The sequence below is a fragment of the Collimonas fungivorans Ter331 genome (assembly GCF_000221045.1).
Classification (GTDB): domain Bacteria; phylum Pseudomonadota; class Gammaproteobacteria; order Burkholderiales; family Burkholderiaceae_D; genus Collimonas; species Collimonas fungivorans_A.
Genome location: NC_015856.1, coordinates 1,471,357 through 1,492,068, shown reverse-complemented (window position 1 = coordinate 1,492,068; position 20,712 = coordinate 1,471,357). Strand labels below are relative to the sequence as shown.

At 58.6% G+C, this 20,712-nt stretch carries 21 protein-coding genes; 7 read left to right on the top strand and 14 right to left on the bottom strand.

Features of this window, described 5'->3' with window-relative positions:
- Window positions 1-47: 47 nt before the first annotated feature.
- A complete protein-coding gene (locus CFU_RS24810) occupies window positions 48-212 on the top strand; it encodes a hypothetical protein (protein WP_190275228.1) in 165 nt (54 codons plus the stop codon).
- Window positions 213-891: 679 nt separating this feature from the next.
- On the opposite strand, the gene CFU_RS06590 is transcribed toward CFU_RS24810, so the two are convergent.
- The 4 genes from CFU_RS06590 to CFU_RS06575 all read right to left on the bottom strand — a co-directional run bounded on the left by CFU_RS06590 (window position 892) and on the right by CFU_RS06575 (window position 5,222).
- Window positions 892-2,244 (bottom strand): GntP family permease, encoded by a 1,353-nt coding sequence (locus tag CFU_RS06590; RefSeq protein WP_041741411.1) that lies wholly within the window; start codon window positions 2,242-2,244, stop codon window positions 892-894.
- 137 nt (window positions 2,245-2,381) lie between these two features.
- Complete coding sequence (locus CFU_RS06585) at window positions 2,382-2,765, bottom strand: RidA family protein (RefSeq protein WP_014005262.1); 384 nt, start codon at window positions 2,763-2,765, stop codon at window positions 2,382-2,384.
- 38 nt (window positions 2,766-2,803) lie between these two features.
- Entirely contained in the window at window positions 2,804-4,339 is a 1,536-nt protein-coding gene (locus tag CFU_RS06580; protein WP_014005261.1) for an N-acyl-D-amino-acid deacylase family protein, read from the bottom strand.
- Between the two features lies 1 nt (window position 4,340).
- Window positions 4,341-5,222: a MurR/RpiR family transcriptional regulator gene (locus CFU_RS06575; protein ID WP_014005260.1), complete on the bottom strand. Its 882-nt coding sequence runs from the start codon at window positions 5,220-5,222 to the stop codon at window positions 4,341-4,343.
- 183 nt (window positions 5,223-5,405) lie between these two features.
- On the opposite strand from CFU_RS06575, the gene CFU_RS06570 reads away from it, so the two are divergent.
- The 3 genes from CFU_RS06570 to CFU_RS06560 all read left to right on the top strand — a co-directional run bounded on the left by CFU_RS06570 (window position 5,406) and on the right by CFU_RS06560 (window position 8,430).
- Window positions 5,406-6,710, top strand: a complete 1,305-nt coding sequence (locus tag CFU_RS06570; protein WP_041741410.1) for an amino acid deaminase — start codon at window positions 5,406-5,408, stop codon at window positions 6,708-6,710.
- Window positions 6,711-6,728: 18 nt separating this feature from the next.
- The gene (locus CFU_RS06565) at window positions 6,729-7,649 is read left to right on the top strand and encodes a sugar kinase (RefSeq protein ID WP_014005258.1); all 921 of its coding nucleotides are present in this window, start codon (window positions 6,729-6,731) and stop codon (window positions 7,647-7,649) included.
- 115 nt (window positions 7,650-7,764) lie between these two features.
- Window positions 7,765-8,430, top strand: coding sequence for a gamma-glutamylcyclotransferase (locus CFU_RS06560; protein ID WP_081466423.1), 666 nt, complete (start codon window positions 7,765-7,767; stop codon window positions 8,428-8,430).
- Window positions 8,431-8,543: 113 nt separating this feature from the next.
- Here the strand turns inward: CFU_RS06560 and CFU_RS06555 are convergent, their stop codons facing one another.
- The 10 genes from CFU_RS06555 to CFU_RS06510 all read right to left on the bottom strand — a co-directional run bounded on the left by CFU_RS06555 (window position 8,544) and on the right by CFU_RS06510 (window position 18,391).
- The gene (locus CFU_RS06555) at window positions 8,544-10,094 is read right to left on the bottom strand and encodes a 2-isopropylmalate synthase (protein ID WP_041743073.1); all 1,551 of its coding nucleotides are present in this window, start codon (window positions 10,092-10,094) and stop codon (window positions 8,544-8,546) included.
- Window positions 10,095-10,227: 133 nt separating this feature from the next.
- Entirely contained in the window at window positions 10,228-10,704 is a 477-nt protein-coding gene (gene lysM / locus CFU_RS06550) for a peptidoglycan-binding protein LysM (protein ID WP_041741409.1), read from the bottom strand.
- Between the two features lie 113 nt (window positions 10,705-10,817).
- Window positions 10,818-11,693, bottom strand: a complete 876-nt coding sequence (pssA, locus tag CFU_RS06545; RefSeq protein ID WP_014005254.1) for a CDP-diacylglycerol--serine O-phosphatidyltransferase — start codon at window positions 11,691-11,693, stop codon at window positions 10,818-10,820.
- A gap of 42 nt (window positions 11,694-11,735) precedes the next feature.
- The gene (locus CFU_RS06540; protein WP_014005253.1) at window positions 11,736-12,380 is read right to left on the bottom strand and encodes a phosphatidylserine decarboxylase; all 645 of its coding nucleotides are present in this window, start codon (window positions 12,378-12,380) and stop codon (window positions 11,736-11,738) included.
- Between the two features lie 377 nt (window positions 12,381-12,757).
- Window positions 12,758-12,949, bottom strand: a complete 192-nt coding sequence (locus tag CFU_RS06535; RefSeq protein WP_014005252.1) for a hypothetical protein — start codon at window positions 12,947-12,949, stop codon at window positions 12,758-12,760.
- Window positions 12,946-13,698 carry an SIMPL domain-containing protein gene (locus CFU_RS06530; RefSeq protein WP_041741407.1) on the bottom strand — a complete coding sequence of 251 codons (753 nt, stop codon included), beginning with the start codon at window positions 13,696-13,698 and terminating at the stop codon, window positions 12,946-12,948. Before CFU_RS06530 ends, CFU_RS06535 begins: the two co-directional genes overlap by 4 nt.
- Before the next feature lie 157 nt (window positions 13,699-13,855).
- Window positions 13,856-14,806: an ion transporter gene (locus tag CFU_RS06525; protein ID WP_081466421.1), complete on the bottom strand. Its 951-nt coding sequence runs from the start codon at window positions 14,804-14,806 to the stop codon at window positions 13,856-13,858.
- Window positions 14,807-15,076: 270 nt separating this feature from the next.
- On the bottom strand, window positions 15,077-16,093 hold the full coding sequence (gene ilvC / locus CFU_RS06520) for a ketol-acid reductoisomerase (protein WP_014005249.1): 1,017 nt from the start codon (window positions 16,091-16,093) through the stop codon (window positions 15,077-15,079).
- Window positions 16,094-16,169: 76 nt separating this feature from the next.
- Window positions 16,170-16,661, bottom strand: a complete 492-nt coding sequence (gene ilvN, locus CFU_RS06515) for an acetolactate synthase small subunit (RefSeq protein WP_014005248.1) — start codon at window positions 16,659-16,661, stop codon at window positions 16,170-16,172.
- Between the two features lie 2 nt (window positions 16,662-16,663).
- A complete protein-coding gene (locus CFU_RS06510) occupies window positions 16,664-18,391 on the bottom strand; it encodes an acetolactate synthase 3 catalytic subunit (RefSeq protein ID WP_014005247.1) in 1,728 nt (575 codons plus the stop codon).
- A gap of 624 nt (window positions 18,392-19,015) precedes the next feature.
- On the opposite strand from CFU_RS06510, the gene CFU_RS06505 reads away from it, so the two are divergent.
- The 3 genes from CFU_RS06505 to CFU_RS06495 are packed head-to-tail and all read left to right on the top strand — an operon-like array spanning window position 19,016 to window position 20,696.
- On the top strand, window positions 19,016-19,585 hold the full coding sequence (locus tag CFU_RS06505) for an RNA polymerase sigma factor (protein WP_014005246.1): 570 nt from the start codon (window positions 19,016-19,018) through the stop codon (window positions 19,583-19,585).
- Window positions 19,582-19,995: a DUF3619 family protein gene (locus CFU_RS06500; protein WP_014005245.1), complete on the top strand. Its 414-nt coding sequence runs from the start codon at window positions 19,582-19,584 to the stop codon at window positions 19,993-19,995. Before CFU_RS06505 ends, CFU_RS06500 begins: the two co-directional genes overlap by 4 nt.
- A complete protein-coding gene (locus tag CFU_RS06495) occupies window positions 19,992-20,696 on the top strand; it encodes a DUF3106 domain-containing protein (RefSeq protein WP_014005244.1) in 705 nt (234 codons plus the stop codon). Before CFU_RS06500 ends, CFU_RS06495 begins: the two co-directional genes overlap by 4 nt.
- The last annotated feature ends 16 nt before the right edge of the window (window positions 20,697-20,712 follow it).

The following is a 20,712-nucleotide window of genomic DNA, read 5'->3' as shown; positions in this document are numbered from 1 at the left end:
AGGGTAAAAAAACAGGGATTTTGTCTCAGTCTGAATTGAGACCAAGCATGCCTAATGCAGAATTGCCTGTTTGGCTAAACACTGCCGGCGATGCTTTTGAGGCGGCTTATCCCCAACGCATTGCGGCGGCAACAAAACTTTCGATAAGAGTGCACCTCGCCTGGATGGCGAAGTACGTGTGGGCGGAGCAAATACTTTCTGTTGGGGGATAAATCCGTATTGCCATGGCTGACTCCAATTGCTGGTCCAACAACCTCTGGCTCAATTTCCGCGGCGGCGGCTACATCAGGAAAATGAGATGTAAGAAACTGACATGCTTGCCGCATCGTTGCAGGCACAGAATGATTCTGCGCGATGCTGCAGGCCCGGAATGACGCTGAATACCCTGCTCGTGCTTTCCATATGAAAACAATGCGGCATGGAAATTAATTGTCATTTTAGACGTATTTCAAAGATATTGAATATGGGAGTAATGTTTATTTTAATAATTAACATTAGTTAACGTTTACATTTTGTAAATTAACATTCTGCGAATATTTTTTTACAATTCCACATGGAAATATATCGTCCCCGCGCCCGGTAGGATGGTCTGGCCTGAGATTGCCAGATATGGATATGACGCAATAGCTGCCTATATATAACGAGGTTTACAAGTCGCCAAGCCCGTTTATTTCCCGATCAACCCAGATCGGGTGCGGCTCTGTTTTGTTAAATAAAAAGTATTCCTAGAATTAACAAAATGATGTTTCAAAAATACAACATTATGGAATTATCCTGAAAAGGAGACCTTCAAATAAGGAGATGTAAAAAAACGGCTTGCAGAATGATGTTCTGCAAGCCGTTTGACAGCGTTTGTTTGCCTCGCCCGTGGCGAGTTGACCTTCGGATGGATCAGATCACTGTAGCCAGGCCCAAGGTCAGCAACAGCGCCACCACCGAAATGATGGTCTCGGCCACAGTCCAGGTCTTGAAGGTTTCCGTCACGGTCATGTTGAAGTACTCCTTGACCAGCCAGAAACCGCCATCGTTGACGTGCGACAGGATCAGCGAACCGGCGCCGGTGGCCAGCACCATCAGTTCCGGCCTGACGGTAACGCCGGCGGCAGTGACGATAGGGGCGACGATGCCGCAGGCGGTGGTCATCGCCACGGTGGCGGAACCGGTGGCAACGCGGATCAGCGCCGCCACGAACCAGCCCAGCAGCAACGGCGACAGATGCGCATTGTTGGCGAGTTCGACAATCGCCTTGGATACGCCGCCGTCGATCAGGATCCGGCCAAAACCGGCGCCGGCGCCGACGATCAGGGTGATCCCGGCGATAGGCGCCAGGCACTCGGTCGTAAATTTCAGGATCGCCGCGCGATCGAAACCACGCGCCTTGCCGAAGGTGTAAAAACTCACCAGCGTCGCAATCAGCAGTGCAATCACCGAGTTGCCGATCAGGCGCAGGAAATCGTTGGCGAAAGTTTTGGGAGTGAAAAACACATCGGCCCAGCTGCCGATCAGCATCAGCGCCACCGGCAGCAGGATAGTTGCAATGGTGATGCCAAAACCTGGCAATTCGCGGGTCTTGCCCTCTTCCACGAATTGCGCGATCAATGGATTGTCTGGATTAGGCACCACGAAGCGGCTGATCAGCTTGGCAAATAGCGGGCCGGCAATGATCGCGGTAGGAATGCCGACGATCAGCGCGTACATGATGGTGCGGCCGATGTCTGCGTTGTAGGCGGTCACGGCGAACAGCGCGGCCGGATGCGGCGGGATCAGGCCGTGTACGACAGACAGGCCGGCAACCATCGGAATCCCGACCATGATCATCGAAGTCCCGGTGCGCTTGGCGACGTTGAATGCAATCGGGATCAGCAGCACGAAACCGACTTCAAAGAACACCGGCAGGCCGACGATCAGGGCCACCACCATCATGGCCCAGTGCACCCGCTTGGGGCCGAACACGCCAATCAGCGTATTGGCCACGCGCTCGGCGCCGCCCGATTCGGCCATCATCTTGCCGAACATGGTGCCCAGCCCGACCACCAGCGCAATATGTCCTAGTGCGCCGCCGACCCCGGTTTCGTAGGATTTGACGATGCTGGCCATCGGCATGCCGACCACCAGGCCCAGGATCACCGACACCACGATCAGCACGATGAACGGATTCATCTTGAACTTGGCGATCAGCACCACCAGCGCGATCACTGCAATCACTGCATATAGCAGCAACATGTTTCCTTGAACCATCTCCATCAAATCCTCCTAAAGTCTGATTTATTTTTTAACACCGCCATATACCTGCTGCCTGCCTTGGCGCACAAATCCATAACGGCGCCATTTTGCAACTATTCACTATCGGTCGCCAGTCTATTCGCCGGCCTGGACCCGGTTTATTTTTTATAAGCGATGCAATCCACTTCCACCTTGCAATCGACCACCATGCTCGACTGCACGCAAGCGCGGGCAGGCGGATTGGCGCCAAAATACTCCTTGAAGACCCGGTTGAACGATTGGAAATCGCGGGTATCGTCGAGCCAGACGCCGCAACGCACCACATGCTCCGGGCCGTAGCCGGCTTCTTTCAGGATCGCCAGCACGTTCTGGATGGTCTTGTGCGACTGAGCGACGATGCCGCCGTCGATCACTTCGCCGTCCACCATCGCCACCTGGCCGGAAACATACAGCCAGCCGTCGGCTTCCACCGCACGCGCGAACGGCAAATGCTGGCCGCCGGTTCCCGAACCACCTTCAACACCATATCGTTTGATTGTCATGACCACTCCTCAATAAAAGACAAAATTCAAAACAAAATTCAACTTGCCAGTACGCCGCTGACGCCGGCCTGGCGCGCCAGGAAACGCCCTGCCCGCAATTCGGTCGGCGCTTTTTGCGCGCCGCCCAGGTAAGACAAAGCGCCATTCACCCACACCGCATCGATGCCTTCGGCCGGCTGCATCGGATCGGAGAAGGTGGCGGCGTCGCGCACGGTCTCCGCATCGAACAGCACCAGGTCGGCCCAATACCCTTCGCGCACCAGGCCGCGTTCGGCCAGGCCGAAACGTTCCGCCGACAAGCCGGTCATCTTGCGGATCGCCACAGCCAGCGGGAACAGTTTCTGTTCGCGGCTGTAATAACCCAGCACGCGCGGAAAGGCGCCCCACAGGCGCGGATGCGGCAAGGGATCGTTAGGCAGGCCGTCGGAACCGACCACGCTGGCCGGATGGCTCAGGATGCGGTTGACGTCGTCGTCCTGCATGCAGTGATAGACCGCGCCGGCCGGCTGCAGGCGGCGCGCCGCCGCCATCAGGTCGACCTGCCATTCGGCGGCGATGTCGGCCAGCAGCTTGCCGCCCATGGCCGGTTCCGGTTCCGACCAGGTCACCATGATGTCGATGGTGTCGGTCACCTGCTTCAAATCCAGGGTGGAGGAACTGGCGGTGTAGGGATAACAGTCGCAGCCGACCGGCTGGTAGCGCTGCGCCTGCTCCAGCGCCTCCAGCACTTCGCCGCTGCGGCCCCAGTTTTCGACGCCGGCGCATTTCAGGTGCGAAATCACCACCGGCACCCGGGCATGCTTGCCGATCCGGAACGCCTCATCCATGGCTTCCAGGATATCGGCGAATTCGCTGCGCAGATGGGTGGCGTAGATGGCGCCGGCCTCGGCCAGCGGTTCCGCCAGCGCCAGCACTTCGGCGGTCGGCGCGTTGATCGCATTGCCGTAGGCCAGGCCGGTGCTGAGCCCAAGCGCGCCATGCTCCAATGCTTCGCGCAACTGCTCGCACATGGCGGCGATTTCGGTTGCGGTGGCGGCGCGGTCGAGCCGGTCCATCTGGTTGCTGCGCAAGGCGGTATGGCCGATCAGGGCGGCGACATTGATCGCCGGCTGGGCCTGGTTCACCGCGTCGACATAGGAAGCAAAAGTCGGATAGCTGAAAGCGCTCGCTTCGCCCAGCAGGTTCATCGGATCCGGCGGCTCCGCCTTGAGGCTGACCGGCGCGGCGCTGATGCCGCAATTACCGACCACCACGGTGGTGACGCCCTGCGACAGTTTCGGCAGCATGTTCGGCGTGCGGATCACGTTGGTGTCGTCGTGCGTGTGGACGTCGATGAAGCCGGGGCTCAAGACCTTGCCGCTGCCGTCGACCACCTGCTGCGCCTGCCAGCCGGAAAGCGCGCCGGCGCTGGCGTTGCCGTGCGGTTCGATATGCAGGATGCGGCCGCCGGCCAGGGCCACATCGGCGACATACGCCGCGCTGCCGCTGCCGTCGATCACCGACACGTTGCGAATCAGGGTATCGCAGCTTGGCGTGCAGCCTGGCGTCGGCAATGCATTTGAATCAGTGCTCATTTCAGTCTCCCAACGGCTCGCGATTGCCGCCGCCGCGATGTGTATCCAGTGTGAATTTCAGGCGCCGCAGCAACTCCTGGCTGTGGTCCTTTTGCAGCAATGCCAACTCGGTCATCAGCACGTCCAGCGCCATCATCATGGCGTAGCGCGACGACGAGGGCTTGAAAATGAAATCGGTTTCCAGCGACTTCAGCGGCAGCAGCACATCGGCCATCGCCGCCAGCGGCGAACCGAGGGCGGTGATCGCCACCAGCCGCACTCCGTATTCCTTGGCGATGGCGCAGCTGGCGTTGAGTTCGGGCACGTTGCCGGTGGTCGACAGAGCCAGGATCACGTCGTCCTTGTCGAGCGTCGCCGCCACCATTTTCTGCAACATAGCGTCGTGGTAAGTGGCCACCGGCCGCCCCAGGCGCACCAGCCGGTAACGAGCCTCATCCGACAGCATAGTCGAGCCGCCGCCCATGCCAAAGGCATAAATCATGCGCGCCTGCAGCAGCGCCCGCGCCGCCTGCAGCAAGTTATCCTGGCTCAGCAGGCTGCGGTTGACCTCCAGCGACTTGTGGATATCGGCATAGACGATATCGACGATTTGTGGAAATTGATTTTCAGCAACAGAATTCTCGGTCCGCAAAAACCGCTGACCGATTGCCGCGGCCTGGGCCAGGCGCATCTTCAGTTCGCGCACGTCGCGGCAGCCGATGGCTTTGGCAAAGCGCGTAACGCTGGCTTCGCTGACGCCGGCCTGCCTGGCCAGGGTCTGGATGCTGGCGCTGGCCGCAAACGGCAGGTCGCTCAGGATTGCCTGCGCCACTTTTTGCTCAGCCAGGCGCAGCTGGCTGCTGCGTTCGGCGATGCGCGAGACAATATCGAATAATTGTGTCATCTGCTGTCAGTCGGGCATACGGGTGGAACAGCAACGGGGTGCAACAATAAGCCGCAGTATCCGGCAACAAGCGTGGCAACAGACACAGCAGGAAGAAAACGCTATGTTACTTTGTAACATGCTTTTAATATAGTAAATTCAAGGATATGATTACGTCAAATGAATTTTGATGGAGGAGATTCGATGACAAATGTTATTAACTATCACAGCGATTACCAGAACCCGCTGATCGATCCCTTGAACAAGGGCTTGGGTGCATTCCAGCAAGCGCTGCCAGCCGCCGAAGTCAAGGCGCACAACTGGAACCTGCTGCGTGAAGACCTGAGCTTGCCTACCGCCGTGCTGTACGAAGAGCGCATGACGCACAACCTGCAGTGGATGCAGCAGTTCGTCACGGAATACGGCGTCAAGCTGGCCCCGCACGGCAAAACCACGATGGCGCCGAAACTGTTTGCGCGCCAGCTGGCCGGCGGCGCATGGGGCATTACCCTGGCTACCGCCCACCAGACCCGGGTCGCCCGCCAGCACGGCGTGCAGCGCGTGATCATGGCCAACCAGCTGGTCGGCAAACAGAACATGGCGATCATTTCCGATCTGCTGGCTGACCCCTCCTTTGCATTCTGCTGCCTGGTCGACTCGGCCGACGGCGTCGACCAGCTGGGCGCATTCTTCCAGGCGCGCAAGCAACAGCTCCATGTGCTGCTGGAACTGGGCCCTGACGGCGGCCGCACCGGCATCCGCAATCCGCAGCAGCAAGAGGCGGTGCTGGCAGCGCTGGCGCGCTGGCCCGAAAGCCTGGTGCTGGCCGGCGTCGAAGTGTACGAAGGCGTGCTGAAGGAAGAAGCCGATATCCGCGGTTTCCTGCAGCATGCAGTCGCCTGCGCCAAACAGCTGGCCAAGGATGGCCGTTTTGCCGCGCGCACAGCAGGTAGCGCAGCACAGCCGGTGATACTGACCGGCGCCGGTTCGGCCTGGTATGACGTGGTCGCCGAAGAATTCGCCAAGACCGACATCGGCCTGCCGCTGGACGTGGTGCTGCGTCCGGGCTGCTACCTGACCCATGACGTCGGCATTTATCGCGCCGCGCAGGCGCAGATCCAGACCCGCAATCCGATCGCCCGCAAGATGCGCACCGAGCTGCTGCCGGCCCTGCAGTTATGGGCTTATGTACAGTCGATTCCGGAAACCGGCAAAGCCATCATCGCGCTCGGCAAGCGCGACGCCGCGTTCGACGCCGGCCTGCCCTTGCCCGCAGCGCATTATCGCCCAGGCAGCCCGGCTCCCACGGCCACGCCGGCGCACTGGCAGCTGACCGGCATGATGGACCAGCATGCGTATCTTCAGATCACCGAAGGCGACAATATCAAGGTCGGCGACATGATCGGCTTCGACATTTCCCATCCTTGCCTGACCTTCGACAAGTGGCGCCAGATTGCGGTGCTCGATCCCCGGCACCAGGTGGTCGATGTGATCCAGACCTTCTTTTAACCTGATCCGGCACAAGCAATGACTACAGATATCCTGGCCTATGGCGAAGCTATGGTGGAGTTCAACCAGCGGCAGCATGATGCCCGCATGTACCTGCAGGGTTTCGGCGGCGACACGTCGAATTTCTGCATCGCCGCCGCCCGCCAGGGCGCGCGCAGCGGTTACATCAGCGCGCTCGGCAACGATCATTTCGGGCAGAAGCTGCGCGAGCTGTGGCTGGCCGAACAGGTCGACGCAAGCCACGTCGCCAGCGATGCGCAGGCCGCCACCGGCGTGTATTTTGTATCGCACGACCAGAACGGCCATCACTTCGACTACTTGCGCGCCGGCTCCGCCGCCAGCCGCTATGCCAGCGCGCAGCTGCCGCTGGCGGCGATCGCTGCGGCCAAGGTGCTGCACTTGTCAGGCATCAGCCTGGCGATCAGCGCATCGGCCTGCGATGCCGGACTGGCGGCGATGGCGCATGCGCGCAAGCACGGCGTACGCACCTCGCTCGACACCAACCTGCGGCTGAAACTGTGGCCGCTGGAACGGGCCCAAGAAAAAATGCGCGAAGCGTTTGCGCTGTGCGACATCTGCCTGCCCAGCTGGGACGATATCAGCGCCCTCACCGGCCTTGACGACCGCGACGCGATTGTCGATACCTTGCTGTCTTACGGCATCGGCCTGGTCGCCTTCAAGCTTGGCGCCGAGGGCTGTTATGTCGCGACCGCCGGTGAACGCCGGCTGGTGCCGGCTTATGGCGTGGAAGCCGTCGATGCGACCGGCGCCGGCGATTGTTTTGGCGGCGCTTTCATTGCCCGCCTGACCGCCGGCGACGACCCATTTCGCGCCGCCCGCTACGCCAATGTCTGCGCCGCCTTGTCGACCACCGGTTACGGCGCCGTGGCGCCGATTCCGCGCGCGGCGCAGGTAGAAGAGATACTGGGATCAAGCTAGTAATGCGTATTACTGGTTGCTCTCAAAGAATGATGCAATACATGCATTGCCGTTAAACCACGGAAGATCGGCAAAGCACTTGTTGCAGTCCCACGATCTGGCTTATTCTGTAACCATGAGCATCACCCGTGAAGATCTTGAACAGGACCGCCTGCGGACTATCCTGGATAACACCCCGATTGCCTCTGCCCTGCTGTCCGAAGCAGCGCTGGAGGCTTCCTGGCGCGCCGCGCTGGCTTCGCTGCCGGATCCCAACGGCGATGTCTGGCTGTTCGGCTACGGTTCGCTGATCTGGAACCCGATGGTGGAATACAGCGAGCGCGTGCCGGCCATGCTGTATGGCTACCACCGCGGCTTTTACCTGTATTCGCGCATCAACCGCGGCACCTGGGACAACCCCGGCCTGGTGCTGGGACTGGATCGCGGCGGCTCTTGCCAGGGCATCGCCTTCCGCATTCCCGCCATCAGCATCGAAACCGAACTGAAAATGCTGTGGCGCCGCGAAATGATGACCGGCGCTTACCTGCCGCGCTGGCTGCCGATGCAGCTCAAGGGCAAGAACGGTCCGCGCGTCAAGGCGCTGGCGTTCGTCATGAACCGCCAGCACGAAAGCTACACCGGCCGCCTGCCGGACCTGAAAGTGGTTTCTCACCTGCGCGACGCTTGCGGACTCTATGGGCCGGCGAGGGATTATTTGCGGCATACCCTGGAAGGGCTGCTGAAAGAAGGATTCCGCGACCCGTATCTGGCGCGGCTGTGGGCGCAGCTGGAATCTGATTAGCGGCCAACGAAGACTATCGAATGCCACCGCACGTACTCCGTGGTCCGTTAAATGGGGCCAGAGTAATTTTCGCAAAGGACGCGAAAAAAAACTCTGGCCCCATTTAACTGCTGCTACAGTTGCGGGTTCAGTTTTTCAGACTTGGAGTGCAGTTTGTTGAGCGCTGACAGGTAAGCCTTGGCCGAGGCCACCACGATATCCAGGTCGGCGCCTACGCCGTTGACGATGCGGCCTGCCTTGGACAGGCGCATGGTAACTTCGCCCTGCGACTGGGTGCCGGTGGTGATCGCGTTGACCGAGAACAGCAGCAGCTCGGCGCCGCTGGCCACCTTGGTTTCGATGGCGTTGACGATAGCATCCACCGGCCCGTTACCTTCGCCCTCGCAACTGGATTCCTTGTCATCGATCGAAAACACCACCTTGGCGCTGGGTTTTTCACCAGTTTCCGAATGCTGCGACAACGACACGAAACGATAGAACTCCTTGTCGTGCGACTGCTGCTCATCCGAAACCAGGGCAATGATGTCTTCGTCAAAAATCTCCGACTTGCGGTCCGCCAGCTCCTTGAAGCGCGCAAAAGCCGCGTTCACTTCCGTTTCCGATTCGAGCGCGATGCCCAGTTCTTCCAGCCGCTGTTTGAACGCATTGCGTCCCGACAGCTTGCCCAGCACGATCTTGTTGGCGCTCCAGCCGACATCTTCGGCGCGCATGATTTCATAGGTATCGCGCGCCTTCAGCACGCCGTCCTGGTGGATCCCCGAGGCGTGCGCAAACGCATTCGCGCCCACTACCGACTTGTTCGGCTGCACTGCAAATCCGGTGATTTGCGACACCAGCTTGGACGCCGGCACGATTTGCGTAGTATCGATGCCGATATCCAGGTTGAAGTAATCGCGCCTGGTCCGCACCGCCATGACGATCTCTTCCAGCGCCGTGTTGCCGGCCCGCTCGCCCAGGCCGTTGATGGTGCACTCGACCTGGCGCGCGCCGCCGATCATGACGCCGGCCAGCGAATTGGCGACCGCCATGCCGAGGTCGTTATGGCAGTGCACCGACCAGATCGCCTTGTCGGAATTCGGAATCCGTTCGCGCAAGGTCTTCAGCATGTGGCCGTACAGTTCCGGCACGCCGTAGCCGACCGTGTCGGCGAAGTTGATGGTGGTCGCGCCTTCGGCGATCACCGCTTCCAGCACCCGGCACAGGAAATCCATGTCGGAGCGGCTGCCGTCTTCCGGACTGAACTCGACATCGTCGGTGAATTTGCGGGCGTAGCGCACCGCCAGCTTGGCTTGTTCGAACACCTGGTCCGGCGTCATGCGCAGCTTCTTTTCCATGTGCAGCGGCGAGGTCGCCAGGAAGGTATGGATACGCTTGCGTTCGGCCGGCTGCAGCGCTTCGGCGGCGCGTGCAATGTCCTTGTCGTTGGCGCGCGACAGGGAACAGACGGTAGAGTCCTTGATGATGCCGGCGATCGCCTTGATCGCCTCGAAATCGCCAGGCGAAGCAGCCGCAAACCCGGCTTCGATCACATCGACTTTCATCCGCTCCAGCTGCTTGGCGATGCGGATTTTTTCATCCTTGGTCATCGATGCGCCAGGCGACTGTTCGCCGTCGCGCAAGGTGGTGTCGAATATGATCAGTTTTTCGGGCGAGTTGGCTGCCATGCTGTGCTCCTGATTGGTCTTGTAAACCATCAATTTTAAAGACTTTGAGGGAATCCGGTATAAAAATCACAAAGTGACGGCCGTAAAAAAACCGCCCGGGACTAAGCGGGCGGCTGATCTGGCTTGCCGTCTATCAGGCAAGTGGCGGAATACGCAGCTTCTGGCCTGGATAAATCAGGTCAGGGCTTTTCAGCATCGGCTTGTTGGCTTCAAAAATTTGCGGATACTTGTTTGGATCGCCATAGAATTGCTTGGAGATCTTCGACAGGTTGTCACCTGTGACCACGTCATACCACTGGGACTCATCTGCAGCCGCGGCAACGGTCAAATTATCATTCACACTTTCAACGTCTTTGACATTGCCACAGCACAAAATGATTTTTTCGCGGGTCTGCTGATCAGCGGCTTCACCGCTGGCAGTCACCGTTTTAGAAGGGGCATCGAAGGCAATCGTCAAACCACTGGTGTCGATGCCTTGCGTTCCCACGTAGGTTTTGATCGCATCTGCTGCTTGTTGCTCCAGCGCCGGGACATCAGGAGGAGCAACTTCCTCTGGCTTTTTCCCCAGAAGCTTTTCACCAGCGTCCTTAATAAAAGAAAGTAAACCCATTTTTTTCTCCAGTGATAGTTGAAAAAGTATGATGCCACTTGCTGTGCCGCCGTGCTGCTTGCAACCCAAGGTTTAACAACATTTAACCTTACTAATGTTTCACAGGCATTACCTTAGTCCTTATCGTCGTGCTCTAGTTCCGTCTGCACGATGCTGACCGGCTTGCCCTTGAACCAGCGCCAGAAATAGACGCCGAAACCGGACAGGCCGTACAGCACGAACAGGCCGAACAGCACCTTCGACGGATCGCTGAAAATCGCCACCAGCGCCAGCACCACCAGGAACGCGGCGATGAACGGCATCGGCTTGCGCAGGTTGATGTCTTTAAAACTATAAAACGGAACATTGCTGACCATGGTCAGGCCGGCGTATAGGGTGATCGCCCACGCTGCCCAGCTCAACGATGCGCCGCGGAAGCCGAGATCGTCCATCAGCCAGACAAAACCGGCCACCAGGGCCGCTGCTGCGGGGCTGGGCAAACCCTGGAAATAGCGTTTGTCGACCACCGCGATATTGGTGTTGAAGCGCGCCAGGCGCAAAGCGCCGCCGGCACAATAGACGAATGCCGCCAGCCAGCCCAGCTTGCCCATGCCGCGCAAGGACCACTCGTACACTACCAGCGCCGGCGCGGCGCCGAACGACACCATGTCGGACAGGCTGTCGTATTGCGCGCCGAATTCGCTCTGGGTATTGGTCAGGCGCGCCACGCGGCCGTCCAGGCTGTCCAGCACCATCGCCACGAAGATGGCGATCGAAGCCTGGTCGAAGCGCAGGTTCATCGCCATCACGATCGCATAAAAACCGCAGAACAGCGCTGCCGTGGTGAAGGCGTTCGGCAGCAGGTAGATGCCGCGCCGGCGCCGGACCGGGGGATGGTCTCCCGTATCCTGGTCCAGGTATTCGCTGCGTTCTGCGTTCTTGTTCGGGCGCAGCGCCTTGGGGAACTGCGCGATATTGTTCTTCGCTTTACGGCGCTTGAATGTGGCCATGTAAGTTCCGTTTCAATCGACTCTGATTACCAGCAACACTGCTTAAAACTCGGCCAGGATAGTCTCGGTGGCGGATACCTTGTCGCCCACGGCAACCTTGGGCGTCGCTGTCAGCGGCAGGTAGACGTCGACCCGCGAACCGAAGCGGATGAAACCGTAGCGCTGGCCGCGCGCCAGCACGTCGGCCACCTTGACGTAGCAAAGGATGCGGCGCGCAATCAGGCCGGCGACCTGCACGCAAGTCACGGTCTGGCCGTTGGCGGCGGTGATGACCAGAGCGTTGCGCTCGTTTTCGATCGACGCCTTGTCGAGGTCGGCGTTGACGAACTTGCCCGGGAAATACTCTACCTTCTCAATCTTGCCGTCGACCGGCGCGCGATTCGAATGGACGTTGAATACGTTCATGAAGACGCTGATCTTCAAGGCTTCGCGATTGGCGTAAGGGTCCATGGTTTTTTCCACCACGACGATGCGGCCATCGGCCGGCGACAGCACCGCGGCGGGATTCTGCGGAATCACGCGCGCCGGATCGCGGAAAAACTGCAATACGAACAAAGCAATAATCCAGAATGGCAGCGACCATGCGGGAGAGAAAAACGTGATCAGCAGCGCGACCGCAAAGGCGATGCCCAAAAACGGCCAACCCTCGCGGGCAATAATAGGATGGGGGTAATTATTCAACTGCACTCCGGATTATCTGGGTAAATGATGGAAATTTGAAAGCGTGGCTATTCTAGTCGAGCGGGAAATAAATGTAACCTGCTGCTTTATTGCTTGCAGGGAGGGCGCGAAGCCAGTTCTGCCAGCCCCCGTACCGCTTCTTGATTCGCTTCTTAATAAAGAAACACTGGTAAATCGGTGATTTGAGACCGCCTGCATGATATCAGTGGTCCGGATGTTCAGCGAAAGAAACAGCGCCTTGGCATTGTATAAAAAGACCAAGCTTTTCGCTCGATTTTATTGGCCTGGGTAAATATAACCGGGAAAATATTTTTAATATAACAACAAATCAGCGGAATATCGCAAAAAAAGAAAGCCGGGGCAGGCGCCCCAGCTTCTTTTTCTTATTTCTGCTGTTCCTCTTCAGCTGCCTTAGCCTTGTCCTGGGCTTGCTGCAGCTGCTGTTCAACTCCTTTTGCCTTTTCCAGCGCATCGGTCTGGGCCTTAAAGACTTGCGGCGTCGGCGCCGACGGCTTGCAGCCGGCCAACGCCAAAGCCATGCCCAGGGTCAGGCTGAAGATGGTCAGGCGGCTCATTTGAAACGGTACTTGGCAACCAGGCGCATGTTCAAGGTAGTTTCACCCGGTTCGAAACTAGGTTCTTCCACCTGGGCCGAGTCGTTCATGGATGCTGCGCGCATCATCATCGCTTTCGGCGCCGCCGCTTCCTGGGCATAGTTGCCGGAGCCTTCGAAATCCACCGTATCGAGCACGGCATCCGATACATTGCGGCCCATTGCGCGGGCGATCGAAGAAATGCGCTCGGTCAGGTTCTGGTAGGTGGCGGCGATGCGCTGGTCATCCAGTTTCTTGCTGGTGGCGTCGCTCAGGCCGAAATACAGGCCGTTGAGGCCGAGGATGCTTTGCACCGCGGCTACCGTTTTCGGCAGGTTGTTCAGGTTGGTCGTGGTGGCGTCCAGGTACTGGCCGACGCGCCAGCCGGTCGGCTGGCGCGGCTTATTGGCATTGCCGCGCGGCTGCGGCTGGTCTTCCGGATAAACCGGGTAGGTGTAATAGCCGCGCGTCTGCAAGATCGCTTGCGGATCCTGGCGCTTGAGGATATCGGTGCCCTGCTTCATCTTCAGGTTGACGCGGGAAGCAGCCGCCGCCTTGTCCTTGTCCTGCTCTTCAACATTGAACGTGATCTTTACCTGATCGTTGGCATGCTTGACTTCGCCATAGGCCGGCACTACTACCAGGGTACCGCTGGTCGGCGCCTGGGCGTGCGCGGCGAAACCGGTGGCAGCCAGCAGTGACGACAACATCAATTTGCGTGATCGCGACATATTCTTCTCCAAGAAAAAATGGAGCGCTACCGGAAGTGCGCCCCAAAGACTATCAATTACAGACCAACCTTCGATTGTATTCTGCCGAATTAGTTCGCTGACAATATTGCCTGTAGTTAGTGGCAAACGCAAGACCGCAAAAAGCCTTGCCCCGGCCTTATTTTTTCGGCGGGTCCCGGTGCACATTAAGCCCCATGCGGCCTTTGAATTCCGCCAGCTTGTTGAACGGATCGGCGCTGGCCGCGGCGGCATCGTACTGATAGGGTTCCAGCTTCTCGCCACAGTGTTTGCAAAACAGGGAATCGGCTTCATGCCCTTCAGTCAGGCAATGGGTGCAGGTACGGGTGGTCGGCGTACCCTTCATCATGGTCATCGCCAGTTCGACGCCGACGATCCCGGTCGGCAAGGCGATGATGCCGTAGCCCAGCAGCATGGCGCAGGAAGTAATCAGCTGGCCCATCGGCGTTTTCGGGTGGATGTCGCCATAGCCGGTGGTGGTGAGCGTCACGATCGACCAGTACATGCCGACCGGGATGCTGGTGAAGCCGTTCTCCGGCCCTTCGATCACATACATGATGGTGCCCAGGATCACGCTCATGATCAGCACCACGCCCAGGAACACCAGGATCTTGTGGCGGCTGTTGCGCAGCGCCTGCAGCAGGATCTGCGACTCGTCGAAATAGCGCGGCAGTTTCATCACGCGGAAGACGCGCAGCATGCGCAGCAGGCGGACATCGATCAGGAAATGGAATTCCGGCAGCAGGATCGCCAGGTAGGTCGGCAGGATAGATATCAGGTCGATGATGCCGAACAGGCTGAGGGCATAACGCAAGGGGTGCTTGACGCACAGCAGGCGCACCACGTACTCGATGGTGAACAGGATGGTGAACAGCCATTCCAAAATATTCAGCGCCAGGAAATCGCGCGAACGCACGGCGCCGACGCTGTCGATGATCACGGTCGCCACGCTGAGCACGATGATGATCAGCAAGGCGGTATCGAAGCGGCGTCCGGCGGCGGTGTCGGCTTCAAAAATAATCGTGTACAGGCGCTCCCGCCAGCCGCGGTCGGGCTTGCCGAATTTGCTGCCGATTGTATTAGTTGCCATATTGCCCAAGAAAATTACTCGATTGGCGATGCCACAATCTAAACAATGTATGGTTGCCGGTCAAGAAAGCAAAAAGGACGGCTATACCGTCCTTTTTACACCATCTCAATGAAGAATGATTAGTTCTTCGATTGATCAACCATCTTGTTCTTTTTGATCCAAGGCAGGCCGGACGGGGTTTCGCAAAGCACTGCTTTGCGCCGTCCGGCCCAGCAAGCGCATGCAGGCGCTTGCTGCATGATGCCTGACCTCAAAACAAGGAAGCCCTGATTAGTTCTTCGATTGGTCAACCATCTTGTTTTTCTTAATCCAAGGCATCATGCCGCGCAGTTGTTCGCCAACTTGTTCGATTTGATGCTCGGCTGTGATGCGGCGTCGGGAAATCAGGGTTGGCGCGCCAGCCTTGTTTTCCAGGATGAAGCTCTTCGCGTATTCGCCGGTCTGGATGTCCTTCAGGCACTGGCGCATGGCGTTCTTGGTGTCTTCGGTGACGATGCGCGGGCCGGTGACATATTCGCCGTATTCAGCGTTGTTGGAGATCGAGTAATTCATGTTGGCGATGCCGCCTTCATAGATCAGGTCAACGATCAGCTTCAGTTCGTGCAAGCATTCGAAGTAAGCCATTTCCGGCGCGTAGCCGGCTTCCACCAGGGTTTCGAAACCGGCCTTGATCAGTTCCACCGCACCGCCGCACAACACGGCTTGCTCGCCGAACAGGTCGGTTTCGGTTTCTTCGCGGAAGTTGGTTTCGATGATGCCGGCACGGCCGCCGCCGTTGGCGGTTGCGTACGACAAGGCGATGTCGCGGGCGCTGCCGGACTTGTCCTGGTAAACCGCGATCAGGTGCGGCACGCCGCCGCCCTGGGTGTAGGTGGCGCGGACAGTGTGGCCTGGCGCCTTGGGAGCGATCATGATGACGTCCAGGTCGGTGCGCGGCACGACTTGGCCGTAGTGCACGTTGAAGCCGTGGGCGAAGGCCAGAGTAGCGCCTTGCTTGGCGTGCGGCGCGACGTTTTCTGCATAGACCTGGGCGATGTTTTCGTCCGGCAGCAGGATCATGATGACGTCGGCGGCTTTCACCGCGTCGTTGACTTCAGCCACGTTCAGGCCGGCGTTCTTCGCCTTGTCCCACGATGCACCGCCCTTGCGCAGGCCGACAGTGACCTTGACGCCGGAATCGTTCAGGTTTTGCGCGTGGGCATGGCCCTGCGAACCGTAACCGATGATGGCAACATTCTTGCCTTTGATCAGGGAGAGGTCGCTGTCTTTGTCGTAGAAAACTTTCATTTTTGATCCTATATATGTAATTTGATGTAATTTGCACCGAACGTTTCAGCGCGATGACTGTTTATTTAAACTTTATTTAAACTTTGAGGATGCGTTCGCCGCGGCCGATGCCAGAGCCGCCGGTACGGACGGTTTCCAGGATCGCCGCACGGTCGATCGAATCGATGAACGCATCCAGCTTGCCCTTGTTGCCTGTCAGTTCCAGGGTATAGGACTTGTCGGTGACGTCGATGATGCGGCCGCGGAAAATGTCCGCGGTGCGCTTCATCTCTTCGCGTTCCTTGCCGACCGCGCGCACCTTGATCAGCATCAGCTCGCGTTCGATATGTGCGCCTTCGGTCAGGTCGACCACTTTGACGACTTCAATCAGACGGTTCAGGTGCTTGGTGATCTGTTCGATCACGTCATCCGAACCGCTTGTCACGATGGTCATGCGTGACAAGGTCGCATCTTCGGTCGGTGCGACCGTCAATGTCTCGATGTTGTAGCCGCGGGCGGAAAACAGGCCGACCACGCGCGACAAGGCGCCCGCTTCATTTTCCAGCAATACAGAAACGATATGTCGCATGATTACAGATCCTCCGAACCGAGCAGCATTTCAGTCAAGCCCTTGCCCGCCTTGACCATAGGCCAGACGTTTTCGGTTTGATCCGTAATGAAATTCATGAATACCAGGCGATCTTTCAGACCGAAAGCCTCTTTCAGCGCACCGTCGACGTCGCCCGGCTTTTCGATCTTCATGCCGACGTGACCGAACGATTCCGCCAGCTTGGTGAAATCCGGCAGCGAATCCATGTAGGACTCGGAATAGCGCGAACCGTAATCGATCTGCTGCCATTGCCGGACCATGCCGAGGAAGCGGTTGTTGAGCAGGATGATCTTCGGCGTCAGGTGATACTGCTTGCAGGTAGCCAGCTCCTGGATGCACATCTGGATCGAGGCTTCGCCGGTGATGCAGGCCACGGTAGAACCGGGATTGGCCATCTGCACGCCCATTGCATACGGCAAGCCGACGCCCATGGTGCCGAGGCCGCCGGAGTTGATCCAGCGGCGCGGCTTGTCGAAGCCGTAGTACTGCGCCGCCCACATCTGGTGCTGGCCGACGTCGGAGGTGATGAAAGCGTCGCCGTCGGTGATCTGCCATACTTTCTGCACCACGGCCTGCGGCTTGATCACTTCGTTCGAATCGGCAAACTTGAGGCAGTCGCGGCCGCGCCATTCCTCGATCTGCTTCCACCAGCTCGACAGCGCCGAGGTATTCTGCCGGGTCTCGGCGGCGTCCAGCTGCGCCAGCAGTTCCTGCAGCACATCCTTGACGTTGCCGACGATAGGAATGTCGACCTTGACCCGCTTGGAGATCGACGACGGGTCGATATCGATATGGATGATCTTGCGCGAGACCGAAGTGAAATTCTTCGGATTGCCGATCACGCGGTCGTCGAAACGGGCGCCGATGGCGATCAGCACATCGCTGTTCTGCATCGCCATGTTGGCTTCGTAAGTGCCGTGCATGCCGGGCATGCCGACAAACTTGTCGCTCGACGACTTGTAGCCGCCCAGGCCCATCAGGGTGGTGGTGCATGGGTAGCCCAGGCGATCCACCAGCTTGTTCAGCTCCGGCGCGGCATTCGCCAGGATCACGCCGCCGCCGGCGTAGATCATCGGCCGTTCGGCGGTCAGCAGCAGTTGCACCGCTTTGCGGATCTGACCCGAGTGGCCTTTGTCGACCGGCTTGTAGGAACGCATTTCGACTTCCTTCGGATAGTCGAAAACGTGGCGGTGCATGGTGATGTCTTTAGGGATATCCACCAATACCGGGCCGGGACGGCCGGTGCTGGCGATAAAAAACGCCTTCTTGATGGTCGATGCCAAATCCTTGACATCCTTGACCAAAAAGTTGTGCTTGACGCACGGCCGGGTGATGCCGACCGTGTCGCATTCCTGGAACGCGTCTTCGCCGATCGCATACGACGGCACCTGGCCCGAAATCACCACCATCGGGATCGAGTCCATGTAAGCCGTGGCCAGGCCGGTCACCGCATTGGTGACGCCAGGGCCGGACGTGACAATCGCCACGCCAACCTTGTTCGAGCTGCGGGAATAGGCATCGGCTGCATGGATCGCAGCTTGCTCATGTCGTACCAGGATATGCTGGAATTTTTCTTGCTGGAATATGGCGTCGTAGATGTACAGCACTGCGCCGCCGGGATAACCGAACACGTGTTCGACACCCTCTTCCGCCAGGCAGCGCACGAGAATTTCCGCGCCGGTGACAGGCAGGTTTGTATCTTTGCTCATGATGACTAGATCCTTTCAAGGTCCATTGGAAATTGATCGGATGCTCTTTCCTGACGAAATGGCGCAGCGTACCAGTGCCACGGCGTCCCTTTTTTGTGCGATCACGTCATTCCGTTGCGTAGCCGTAGATACGATTCAAAATGGCGCTAAACGCTACTCGTTCGGCCGAAAATTCTGATGACGCCGTTGCCTGTTTCTCGCGCTTGTGGCACGGGTTGGAGCAAACAGCTTACAAATGTGAAGCATGCCTGTCCGTTGAACAACATCTTGAGTCGTCAGCGAAAAGGCTTGCACCTCAGGGTTCTGAAGTGGATAGCTACCATAATGCGTAGTTTCATTCTGGTCAAGCCAAATTACATCAAATCCGGGTTAAATCGTGTCTTTTGCAGTAGATTTGCCCACAACCCTCGCCTTTTTTGCTAGGATTCGGCCAGTCTGGAAATTAATCGTAAGCCATCGTTTATGAAGGCAAGGCGAATCGCGATTTCCGGGCGCACGCCAAGGGCGGCTAGCGCAAACCAGTCAGCATCGGGACCTCCCCGCGCGTGACCGTGTTCCGGCCGCATAACAGAAGCTTGAGAATCTTGAATCAGCAGTAGTGTATGACCCAATTCGCCGCGATGCATGGCCACCGATAAAGAACTTTCCGATTTCCTTGAAAACGTAGAACGCCGGGCTTTCAAGCAGGCGGTGTACGCCGTCCGCAAGGATGAATCCGCGCTCGACATCGTCCAGGATGCGATGATCAAGCTGGCGGAAAAATACGGCGACAAACCCGCGGCCGAGTTGCCGATGCTGTTCCAGCGCATCTTGCAGAATACGATCCACGACTATTTCCGCAGGGAAAAAGTACGCAATACCTGGGTCAGCCTGTTTTCCAGCATGGGGCGCAACAACGCCAATGACGAGGATTACGACGTCCTCGAGACCTTCGAATCGGATGAAGATTCGCAAGCAACCGAATCCAGCGCCAACAAGCTGGAACGTGAGCAAATTCTTAACATCATCGACGAGGAAGTACAGAAGCTGCCCGCACGTCAACGGGAAGCCTTCCTGATGCGTTATTGGGAGGACATGGATGTTGCCGAGACCGCGGCCGCAATGGGATGCTCGGAAGGCAGCGTCAAGACGCACTGCTCTCGCGCAACGCACACTCTGGCGCTTTCGCTCAAGGCCAAAGGAATCAGTTTATGAACCACAAACAAATCAATTTCGCTTTCAAGGTGCGGCATGCACTGAATGAAAACCTGGACCATTTGCCGGCCCCTACCGCCGACCGTCTGGCGGCTGCCCGCAAGGCGGCCATGGCGCGCAAGAAAAAAGATGCCCCGACCCGCGCGCTGGCGCGCCAAGGCGTGCTGGCGGGCGACGCCGGCAGCTTTTTCGGCGACCGCCTGTCCTGGCTGACCCGGCTCGGCGTGGCCGCCCCGATACTGGTCGGCATGCTGCTGCTGTCCGGTTTGTATCAATACGAACAACAACACCGGATCAACGATACCGCCGACATCGACGCCGCCGTGCTGTCGGACGAACTGCCGCCGTCGGCTTACCTGGATAACGGCTTCAGCGCTTATCTCGCCCAGCAACAGCAGCAAGACCAATGACCCCGACACCTTCCTCCAGGCTGCTGGGCAGCCGCCGCAAACGCCTGATCGGCGCCGCCTGCGCGCTGCTGGTGAGCGGCGGCGTTGCGCTGGCAGTGCTGGGACCGCTCGCATCGACCCAGGCCGCGGCGCAGCCTGCAGCAGCAGCGATACAGCCGGCTGTCGTCAGCGCCAAGCCGGCCCCGCTCAATCCGCCTAAAATGACCAAGGTGGTGGGCATCACCGCGCCTAACTGGAATGAACTGAGCGCTGTCCAGCAGCATGTGCTGGAGCCGCTGGCCGGCGACTGGAACAAGCTCAAGCCGGCTACCCGCAAGAAATGGCTGGAAATCAGCAACCGCTACGCCAGCATGACGCCGGCCGAGCAGGAAAGACTGCAGGCCAGGATGCGCGGCTGGGTAACCTTGACTCCGGAACAACGCCGTATCGCGCGCGAAAACTATGCGCGCGCCAACAAGCTCGATACCGAGCAACGGGCCTTGCGCTGGCAGCAGTACCAGCAGTTGTCGGAACAGCAAAAGAAAGAACTGGCGGAACAAGCCACACCCAGCCACAAACGGGTGACCACGATGCCGCCGGCCAAATTCAACAAGTCTAAGCCTGCGGCGCCAGTCAGCCTGACGCCGCCGAACGGCCAGGAACAGGCTGTGATGGCGGCTCCCACGGCGCCAGCCGCGGCGCTGGCGCCTACCGCGAAATAAGCATTTTGGATCCTTC

Coding starts and splice junctions, on each gene's coding strand:
- CFU_RS24810 (WP_190275228.1), top strand. CDS start 48: ATGCCTAATGCAGAATTGCCTGTTTGGCTAAACACTGCCGGCGATGCT.
- CFU_RS06590 (WP_041741411.1), bottom strand. CDS start 2,244: ATGGAGATGGTTCAAGGAAACATGTTGCTGCTATATGCAGTGATTGCA.
- CFU_RS06585 (WP_014005262.1), bottom strand. CDS start 2,765: ATGACAATCAAACGATATGGTGTTGAAGGTGGTTCGGGAACCGGCGGC.
- CFU_RS06580 (WP_014005261.1), bottom strand. CDS start 4,339: ATGAGCACTGATTCAAATGCATTGCCGACGCCAGGCTGCACGCCAAGC.
- CFU_RS06575 (WP_014005260.1), bottom strand. CDS start 5,222: ATGACACAATTATTCGATATTGTCTCGCGCATCGCCGAACGCAGCAGC.
- CFU_RS06570 (WP_041741410.1), top strand. CDS start 5,406: ATGACAAATGTTATTAACTATCACAGCGATTACCAGAACCCGCTGATC.
- CFU_RS06565 (WP_014005258.1), top strand. CDS start 6,729: ATGACTACAGATATCCTGGCCTATGGCGAAGCTATGGTGGAGTTCAAC.
- CFU_RS06560 (WP_081466423.1), top strand. CDS start 7,765: ATGAGCATCACCCGTGAAGATCTTGAACAGGACCGCCTGCGGACTATC.
- CFU_RS06555 (WP_041743073.1), bottom strand. CDS start 10,094: ATGGCAGCCAACTCGCCCGAAAAACTGATCATATTCGACACCACCTTG.
- lysM (WP_041741409.1), bottom strand. CDS start 10,704: ATGGGTTTACTTTCTTTTATTAAGGACGCTGGTGAAAAGCTTCTGGGG.
- pssA (WP_014005254.1), bottom strand. CDS start 11,693: ATGGCCACATTCAAGCGCCGTAAAGCGAAGAACAATATCGCGCAGTTC.
- CFU_RS06535 (WP_014005252.1), bottom strand. CDS start 12,949: ATGAGCCGCCTGACCATCTTCAGCCTGACCCTGGGCATGGCTTTGGCG.
- CFU_RS06530 (WP_041741407.1), bottom strand. CDS start 13,698: ATGTCGCGATCACGCAAATTGATGTTGTCGTCACTGCTGGCTGCCACC.
- CFU_RS06525 (WP_081466421.1), bottom strand. CDS start 14,806: ATGGCAACTAATACAATCGGCAGCAAATTCGGCAAGCCCGACCGCGGC.
- ilvC (WP_014005249.1), bottom strand. CDS start 16,093: ATGAAAGTTTTCTACGACAAAGACAGCGACCTCTCCCTGATCAAAGGC.
- ilvN (WP_014005248.1), bottom strand. CDS start 16,661: ATGCGACATATCGTTTCTGTATTGCTGGAAAATGAAGCGGGCGCCTTG.
- CFU_RS06510 (WP_014005247.1), bottom strand. CDS start 18,391: ATGAGCAAAGATACAAACCTGCCTGTCACCGGCGCGGAAATTCTCGTG.
- CFU_RS06505 (WP_014005246.1), top strand. CDS start 19,016: ATGGCCACCGATAAAGAACTTTCCGATTTCCTTGAAAACGTAGAACGC.
- CFU_RS06500 (WP_014005245.1), top strand. CDS start 19,582: ATGAACCACAAACAAATCAATTTCGCTTTCAAGGTGCGGCATGCACTG.
- CFU_RS06495 (WP_014005244.1), top strand. CDS start 19,992: ATGACCCCGACACCTTCCTCCAGGCTGCTGGGCAGCCGCCGCAAACGC.